The following is a 7395-nucleotide window of genomic DNA, read 5'->3' as shown; positions in this document are numbered from 1 at the left end:
ACACGCGCAACTGGACGCCAGCGGGCTCCGTCCGCCTTGGCCCCTCTCCGAACCTCACCCCGGCAGTGCAGGAGATGAAGCGCACCGGCTGAACTCTCTCACGCGACAACTACCTTGACGCTCACCGGGTGCCACCCCTGGAGGAAACGGGGACGCCAACGGACTTTGCCGACGCCACCTCGTTCCTCTACACGGGCAGCACCCCTCCGCAGACGGGGGTGGCGCCGGGCACCATGGACGCTCGACGGGTGGCGGTGGCCTACGGGCGCGTGCTGAACCGGGTAGGTGCTCCCCTATCCGGTGTCAAGGTGACGACCCTTTCCCACCCAGAATGGGGGCAGACGCTGACGCGGGGGGACGGCACGTACGAGTTTGCCCTCAACGGGGGCGGCACCGTCATTCTCCAATTCGAGAAGGAGGGATTGCTGCCGGTGCAGCGGAGCGTGAAGACGCCCTGGCGCGACTGGGTGGCAGTGGAGGACGTAGCCCTGACGGCCCTCGACACGGCCGTTACCGTCCTCACCGCCCAGGCGGCAACGCTGCAGGTGGCGCGAGGCCACGCGGTGTCGGACGCGGACGGCCCTCGGCAGGCCACCCTCCTGGTGCCTGCCGGCACCGGCGTTACGCTGACGCTGCCCAATGGTACCACCCAACCCCTCTCCAGTATGTCGGTACGGGCCACGGAGTACACCGTGGGCACGGACGGGCCCAGGGCCATGCCCGGGGCGCTGCCGCCCCTGAGTGGCTACACGTACGCCGTGGAGTGGAGTCTGGACGAGGCCCTCGCCGCGGGGGCCACTCGCGTCTCCTTCAGCCAGTCGGTGTACTTCTACCTGGAGAACTTCCTGGGGTTCCCGGCCGGTAAGGACGTGCCCACGGGCTACTACGACAGGCAGGCAGGTACGTGGCAGGCGGACGCCGACGGGCGCGTCGTCAAGGTTGTCAGCATTACCAGCGGCATGGCGGACGTCGACGTCACCGGTGACGGGGTGGCCGACGTGGGCGCCCCGCTGACGGCGCTGGGCTTCACGAATGAGGAGCGCCAGCGCCTGGCCACTCTCTACTCGCCGGGGGCGTCCCTCTGGCGCGTGCCGTTGACGCACCTGACGCCGTGGGACTGCAACTGGCCCTACGGCTTCCCTGACGACGCCACCGCCCCGCCCGACGAGGAGCCCGAAGGCGACGAGCCCGAGCCCAAGCCGTGCAAGACGTCCGGTAGCATTATTGAGTGTGAAAACCAGACGCTCGGCGAGGCGGTGCCAATTGTCGGAACGCCCTACACGCTGCGTTACCAGAGTGACAGAGTGCCCGGGCGCACCAGTCGCTACAGCTTCGAAGTGCCTGTCACGGGGGCCTCGGTACCTCAGAGTCTCAGGTACGCAATTGTCGACATCCAAGGCGCTGGCCGCTCCTGGCACTACACTTTCAATCGCCTTCCCAACCAGCGCTTCACGTTCCAGTGGGATGGCCTCGACAGGTGGGGTCGCAAGCTGCAGGGCGTCCAGACTTTCCGCATCGACGTGGGCTTTGCATACAGGGCGCGGTACCGAGAGCCGGCTGACTTGTGGCGCAGCTTCAACGCCCCTGGGGGAGCCTACACGGCGTCTTCCAATCGGCAGACAATGGAGGTTTTCCTCTGGCGGAACTGGACGCAAAAATTGGTGGCGCATGACGCGCTGGCCCAGGCCCTGGGAGGCTGGACGCTGAACGTGCACCACACGTTTGAGTCCGGCAGCGGTACCCTCTTCCGCGGAGACGGTGAGAGGCAGTCCGCCAAGGCCACTGGCGCTGTCTGGCAGTTGGTGGCTGGGGCCGGCTACGGCGTGACGGATGGCGGCGTTGCAACAGAGTCGAGCTTCGGCGTGAATCAGCTCGTTGCCGGCGACGACGGCTCGGTCTACACGAGGGACACCTACCAGGGGGTCATTCGCCGCATTGCGCCGGATGGACGCGTCTACACCGTGGTGGGTTGCAAGAGTGGGTGCACTGTCACGGACGGTGGTGTTGGGGCGCCCGCCACCAAGACGGACTTCGGAATTCTCACGGCCCACGACGTGGGGCCGGACGGCAGCCACTATGTTGCCAAAAACAACAAACGCGTCTACCGAATTACTCCTGACGGAATTGTCCACCATTTTGCCGGCAATGGGCAGCTGGCATTCAGCGATAACGCAACGAACGGGGAGGGCGGTCCGGCAACTCAGGCTGCTACTGGAGACATTGATTTCATCAAGGCTTCACCCGCTGGGGAGGTCTACCTCGGCACCGCATCGGGCGGGGGTACGGCCGCACGGATACGGCGAGTGGATGCGGAGGGGCTAATCTTCACGGTGGTGGGGAATGGGACGAACTCCATGAGCGCGACGCCCGTTCCTGCCTTGAGTGCGGGCCTCGGCACCTACCAGCGGGCTGGCCTTGACTCGTCAGGGGCGCTTTATTTCGCGGGGACGTACGACTACCGCATTCGGAAGCTCGACAGGGATGGGCTGGTGCGCAGCGTCGTGGGGAATGGGACTTCCTCCTTTTCGGGCGACCATGGGCCAGCTGCACTTGCAACCATAGAGCGTCTCTCCCCTGAGGGAGGGATTGCAGTGGGGCCGGACGACTCGTTGTACTTTGTCGATGGCCGCCGTGTCCGACGCATTGGGCCCGATGGAGTTGTCACCACGGTCGCGGGCACAGGGGCGAACGGCTCAAGACTGCCGGTGCCAGGGGCGAATGCCCTCCAGACAGACCTCTACGCCACCCCCATGAACCTTGCAGTCGCGCCCGATGGGGCGCTTCACATTGCCTTCGAAGCCACCACCTATCCACACCGTGTGTACAAGCTCGTCTCGCCCTCCAGTACCATTTCCCTGGGGGAAATCCTCGTGCCCTCCGAAGACGGGCGTGCGGCATATGTCTTCCGGCAGGGCCAGCATTTGCGCACGCTGGACGCGCTGACGGGTGCGACGTTGCTGACGTTTGGCTATGACTCGGCCGCGCGCCTCGTCACCCTGACGGACGCCAATGGGGAGGTCACCACCATTGAGAGGCAGGCGGATGGACGGCCAACGGCCATTGTGGCGCCAGGAGGGCAGCGCACGGGGTTGGAAGTTTCGCCAGAAAGGCTGCTGAGTCGGGTGGAAAACCCCAGCCACGAGGCTGTGACGCTGGAGTACGGCGCCGGTGGACTGCTGACGAAACTCACTGATGCGCGAAACGGCGTTCACCCCTTCGAATACGACGCGACCGGCCGGCTGCTGAAGGACAGCAACCCGGGCGGCGGCTTCAAGACGCTGACGCGCTCCAAGCCGTCTTCGGGGGCCCGTGCTGGCAAGGCGGGCTTTGCGGTGGAGGTGACGACGGCCGAGGGCCGCGTCATACTGCACACTTCAGAAAGGGTGGGGAGTCTGCAACGGCGCACCACTCGCACTCCCGCGGGAGTCACCACGGTGACGGATAGAGGGGACAACGGGCTGGACGTCACGACGTACCCGGACGGCACGACGGAAACAGTGCGCCCCGGCAGTGACATCCGCTTCGGAGCGGGGGCCCCCTTTGTGGCAGCCCATACAACCACGCTGCCCTCGGGCCTGGCTCGCGTCTACACGGCCAATCAGTCCCTCACCCTGCCCACGGGAGCCAACGCGGCGGACCCCTTCGCGTACACCACCGCGACGTGGACATCTGTCCTCAACGGCAGGTCCTCAAGCACTGTCTTCACAAAGGCCACCGGGCGCTTCACGCATACAAGCCCCATGGGGAAGAAGGCATACACAGACATTGATGCGCAAGGCCGCATGACTCGCTTCGAGGTGCCAAACCTCACGCCTGTCACGTATGCCTACTACCCGGATGGTCGGCTCGCCTCCGTGACGCAGGGGGCGCGCACTCAAACCTTCTACTATCACGCAAGTGGGGCGGCCAAAGGCTGGCTGGCGTCCACGACGGATGCCTTGAGTCGTACCACCAGCTTCACTCAGGATTCCGCGGGCCGCCTCACGGGCTCCACGTTGCCAGGCCCCCGTGCGCTTTCTTTTGGGTACGACGCCGCGGGGAACCTCACCTCCCTCACGCCTCCCGGCAAGCCCGCGCACACCTTCGGCTATATGCCGAATGACGTGGAGGACGTTTACACGCCGCCCATGGCGTCTAACACCGGCACTCTCAGCACCCTGAAGACGTACAACTTGGATGAGCAGCCCACCCTCACCAGCTTCCCGGATGGCACCTCGGCCTCCTTCACCTATGAGAGCGGGGGGCGCCTCGCGACGGTGACGACGCCCCGCCACACAGTAACGGCCGGGTACTCGCCCACCACTGGTCACTTGGTGAGTCTTGCCGACAGTGCAGCGGCGGACGCCAGTGGAGCCAGCCTCGCCTTCAACCGCGATGGCCCTCTGGTAACGAGTGTCGCCTGGGCAGGCGGCATCTCGGGTAGCGTGGGATACAAGTACAACACCAACTTCGACGTGGCCTCCGTCAGCGTCAATGGTGAGACGCCCATTGCGTATACCTATGACAACGACATGCTGCTGTCCGCCGCGGGCAGTCTCACCACGACGCGTAATACGTCCAACGGACTTCTCACCGGCACCACGCTGGGCAGCGTTACGACGACGCAAGGCTACAATCTCTTCGGGGAAGTCACGAGCCTAGGTGCCAAACATGGCACGGCGACGCTCTACTCCGTGACACTGGTTCGCGACAACGCGGGCCGAATCACCAGCCGCACCGAGACGGTACAGGGCGTTGCCACCCAGACGTGGGGATACACGTACGATGCGGCGGGACGCCTCGAGACAGTCACCCTCAACGGCACTGTGCACGCCTCCTACGGTTACGACGACAACGGCAACCGCACTTCTCACACGGAAGCAGGCATTGCCATCGCCGCCACCTATGACGCGCAGGATCGCCTGCTGACGCGCGGTGCGACGAACTACACGTGGGGGCCTCGTGGGGACTTGCAAACGAAAACGGTGGGCACGGCCGCCACCCAGTACACCTATGACACAGCCGGCAACCTCACGGCGGTGTCCCTGCCCGATGGCACCCAGGTGACGTACGTCATTGATGCCGCCAACCGCCGCGTGGGCAAGCGCGTCAATAGCACCCTTACCCAGGGCTTCCTCTATGACGGGCAGTTGCGCGTCGTTGCGGAGCTGGACGGGGCGGGGAGTGTGGTGAGCCGTTTCGTCTATGGCACGCGCGGCCACTCACCGGACTACATGGTGAAGGGGGGCATCACCTACCGATTCGTCTCGGACCACCTTGGAAGCCCCCGCCTCATCGTCAACACCCAGGATGGCACGGTGGTGCAGGCGTTGACGTACGACGCCTGGGGCAACGTGCTGACGGATTCCAACCCCGGCTTTCAGCCCTTCGGCTTCGCCGGCGGCCTCTACGACAGGGACACGAAGCTGACACGCTTCGGTGCTCGCGACCATGACGCCGAAACCGGCCGCTGGACGGCAAGGGATCCCATTCGCTTCAACGGCGGAGACACCAACCTATATGCGTATGTGAGGGCAAGCCCCGTCACATGGATCGACCCAGAGGGTCTTCGCATCACGAGCGTCGATCCACGACTCCGAACCGCGTTTAACAACATCCGTTCGACGGAGCTCGGTCGCTGGCTGGTCGATTTCTTGGAGAGTAGCCCGGACGACGTGCGGATTGATGTGGGGGGGCCTCTCTACGATTCAAGAAACAAGAGAATAGCCGGAGGAACGGCGCGTCGCAGCACCGAACAAGTTTGTGTTAACCGCAAATTTGAAGGACCACTTCCCATTTTCAGCTCGCTGGATCTCGACTACACAAAAGCGGTTAGTCCTCTACCGGAAGCAGTGCTGTTTCATGAGCTATGGCATGCTCGGCAGCTTGCAGAGAATCCTACGGTGGTGCGGCTCAGCGCAGATTTGGCCAATGCCTGGGAAGTCGAGGCTCAGAGCACGACCATGGGCTTCAAGGAGGAGGTTTTCGATGTGCCATAGAAGAATTAGCGCGGGAACATTCGCATTTCTCTTGGTCGCCTGCTGCTCAGCAGGCGGAACCTCTGATGGCGGTTCCACGGGAGCGGTGCCTGCAATCATGACAGGAGCTGATTTGCTTTCACGAGTACATGCTGACACCACCTTCGAAAGGCTAATGCGTCTCGGAACAACAGCAACGCTCGCGAGCTTCAAGGGAGGAGTGACATCGGATTTCACTCGAGACGGGAAACTGCGTCAAGTGGCCATTCTTGTCTATCGTCGAGAAGCGAAGTGTGGCGAAGCGCTTGCTGCTGCGAGGGGGGAGTTTGAGGTCAAGTTCGGTCCGTCTAGAAAGTACCACCCGAGGCTCCCTGGAGGAGGGGATGTGCTTGAATGCTGGGATTGGCTTGATGACGACTTCAAATTGTCACTGTGTTGCTCTCAGCATCTGGCGACTGATCGGAACTTTGAGTGGATGTCGCTAACCGCCACAAAGACGTTCGGCCCCATGTCTCCATTTGACCTGCGCGATAGCATCCATTGATCTACACTCAAGATCTGACTGACAGCGGTGTTCGGATGAAGTGAGCAGGCGGAGGTTGTTGACTGGGGAGGGAGGTCGCCAGTCATGCCCGGCACCCATTCGCTCGATCTGCGCAAGCGCATTATTGCAGCCTGGCAGCAGGGCGAGGGCAAGAGCGCCATCGCCCGTCGCTTCATACCCGGCTACGCCACGGCGCGCCGCGACATCGGACGTTTCGATGCGTGCGGCAGCGTCAGCGCCCGTCCCTATGGCGAGTCTCCGGGGACTCTGATTTCAGTGCCATTCTCTTCTTCGACGGACGAGATGAATTGATGCTGAACAGAGTAGCGCTTTCAACCGCACGACGCTTTGAGCCAGCGCGGGACCGGTAGCCGGCAGAGGCGCCCTGAACCTGTCGGCCTCCGGTTGGCGCAGGGAGCGGTGAACAGCGTCACGCCCGGCCGGACACCAGCGGCTCCAGCACGGACGTGCAGGCCCGGCAGCGCCGCGCGTCCAGGGGAATGGTCTCCCGGCACTCCGGGCACATCTTCGTCGTGGGCGGCGGAGGCGCCGCCGCCTTGCGGTTCCACAGCGCGCCCACCTTCACCACCACGATGAACAGCACCATCGCGATGATGAAGAAGTCGAGCATGGCGCCCAGCAGGTGACCGAGGCGCAGCTGTAGCGGCGTAAAGGTGGCGTTGCGCCAGTCTCCGCCCGGCAGCACCAGCCCCACCACCGGCATCACCAGGTCCGCCACCACCGCGTTGACGATGGCGGTGAACGCGTTGCCGATGACCACCGCCACCGCCAGGTCCACCACGTTGCCCTTCAGCGCGAACGCCTTGAACTCCGAGAGCACGGACACGGAAAGGCCCTTCCTCGGGAGCCCGCGCACCGCGCGGCGACGGCCGG

3 protein-coding genes are annotated in these 7395 nt (G+C 64.0%); 2 read left to right on the top strand and 1 reads right to left on the bottom strand.

Features of this window, described 5'->3' with window-relative positions:
• Window positions 1–128 precede the first annotated feature (128 nt).
• Window positions 129–5978 (top strand): RHS repeat-associated core domain-containing protein, encoded by a 5850-nt coding sequence (locus G4D86_RS17745; RefSeq protein ID WP_163995126.1) that lies wholly within the window; start codon window positions 129–131, stop codon window positions 5976–5978.
• Window positions 5979–6585: 607 nt separating this feature from the next.
• Entirely contained in the window at window positions 6586–6813 is a 228-nt protein-coding gene (locus tag G4D86_RS17740; protein WP_163995125.1) for a hypothetical protein, read from the top strand.
• A 118-nt stretch (window positions 6814–6931) separates the two neighbouring features.
• Here G4D86_RS17740 and mscL read toward each other — a convergent pair whose 3' ends face one another.
• Window positions 6932–7348: a large conductance mechanosensitive channel protein MscL gene (gene mscL, locus G4D86_RS17735; protein WP_163995124.1), complete on the bottom strand. Its 417-nt coding sequence runs from the start codon at window positions 7346–7348 to the stop codon at window positions 6932–6934.
• Window positions 7349–7395: the final 47 nt, after the last annotated feature.

This window comes from Pyxidicoccus caerfyrddinensis (assembly GCF_010894405.1).
In the GTDB taxonomy this organism is placed as follows: Bacteria; Myxococcota; Myxococcia; order Myxococcales; family Myxococcaceae; genus Myxococcus; species Myxococcus caerfyrddinensis.
The sequence above is the reverse complement of the archived record's forward strand: the minus strand, read 5'-3'. Positions and strand labels throughout refer to the sequence as shown.